General features: G+C 60.7%; 1 protein-coding gene. It reads right to left on the reverse strand.

What is annotated here, in order from left to right; translation table 11 throughout:
- Positions 1 to 33: 33 nt before the first annotated feature.
- On the reverse strand, positions 34 to 1398 hold the full coding sequence (locus CQY20_RS33755) for an IS256 family transposase (RefSeq protein ID WP_097945734.1): 1365 nt from the start codon (positions 1396 to 1398) through the stop codon (positions 34 to 36).
- Positions 1399 to 1434: the final 36 nt, after the last annotated feature.

A 1434-nucleotide genomic window follows, 5' to 3' on the forward strand; every position in this document is an offset into this window, starting at 1 on the left:
GAGCCTGTCAAGTTGTCTGTGTAAGTGGCGGGTTCAGAGGTAGGGGTTGAGGCGTTCGGGGTAGATCAGGGTCAGTGCGCCGAGGGCTTGTTTCCAGCCGTTGGTGCGGGCGCCTTCGACGAGTCGGTTATGGCGGGATCGGTCTCCTTCCCTGAGGGGGTCGTCGAGGTACTTTTGGCGTTCTCGGGCGCGTTTGTCTTCGATGTTGCAGATGGCCAACCAGAGCAGTTTGACCGCGGCCTGGTCATTGGGGAAGTGACCGCGGTTCTTGATGATCTTGCGCAGCTGGTAGTTCAGCGATTCGATCGCGTTGGTTGTGTAGACGATCCTTCGCACTTCAGGTGGAAAGGCTAGGAAGGGGATGAACCGTTCCCAGGCGTTGCGCCAGGCGATGACCGCGGTCGGATACTTCTGTCCCACAGTCGAATTGGCGAATTCATCGAGTGCATCAGCTGCGGCTTCGACGGTCGGTGCGGTGTAGATGAATTTCAGCGCCGCCGCGACCTTCTTGCGGTCGCCGTAGGCCACGAACCGCATCGAGTTACGGATCAGATGCACCACGCAGGTTTGCACCGTGACGTGCGGCCAGGTCGCTTCGATCGCCTCGGCGAATCCGGTCAGCCCGTCGACGCAGGCGATCAGGATGTCTTTGACGCCCCGATTGGCCAGCTCGGCGCAGACGCCGGCCCAGAATTTCGCGCCTTCGTGAGCTTGGACCCAGATGCCGAGCACGTGGCGGATCCCGTCGAGGTCAACCCCGACGGCGATGTGAGCCGAGCGGTTCTTGACGTGGTGACCGTCGCGAACCTTGATGGTCAGAGCATCCATGTAAAGGATCGGGTAGAGCTCCTCAAGCGGCCGTTTCTGCCACCAGATGACCTCTTCTAGGACGGCATCTGTGATCTTGGAAATCGTCTCGTGCGAGAGCTCAGTACCGATCGTCGAGGCCAGATGATGCTCGATATCGCGGATCGTCATCCCGCCGGCGTAAAGCGAGACGATCATGTCGTCGAGCCCGCCGATACGGCGTGAACCTTTGGGCACCAAGGTCGGGGTGAACGAGCCTTCCCGGTCACGCGGGATCGCCAGCCTGACATCGCCGACCTCGCTGGCCACCGTCTTAGGCGTGTAGCCGTTGCGGGCGTTGGGCAACTCCCGGCCTATCGGATCGCCCTTCTCATAACCCAGATGCTCGGTCAGCTCGGCCGACAACCCACGCTCGAGCACGGCCTTGACCATCTCGGGCAGGAAACCACCCTGACCAGTCAGCTGAAGCTGACCCGTATCGATCTTGGCCAGCACCTCATCCAACACACCTGCAGCGCGAAGCTGCTCCACAGCATCAGCACCCGATATCGGTTCGTCAGCGATCACATCCACAGATCGTGCTCCATTCATCCGGAGCCACAGCTACACAAACCATCTGACACGCCC

The organism is Mycolicibacterium agri, from assembly GCF_002553505.1.
GTDB classification, from domain to species: Bacteria; Actinomycetota; Actinomycetes; order Mycobacteriales; family Mycobacteriaceae; genus Mycobacterium; species Mycobacterium agri.

Bases quoted from the DNA above. Each gene is read 5' to 3' on its own strand.
- CQY20_RS33755 (WP_097945734.1), bottom strand. From the start codon at position 1,398: ATGAATGGAGCACGATCTGTGGATGTGATCGCTGACGAACCGATATCG.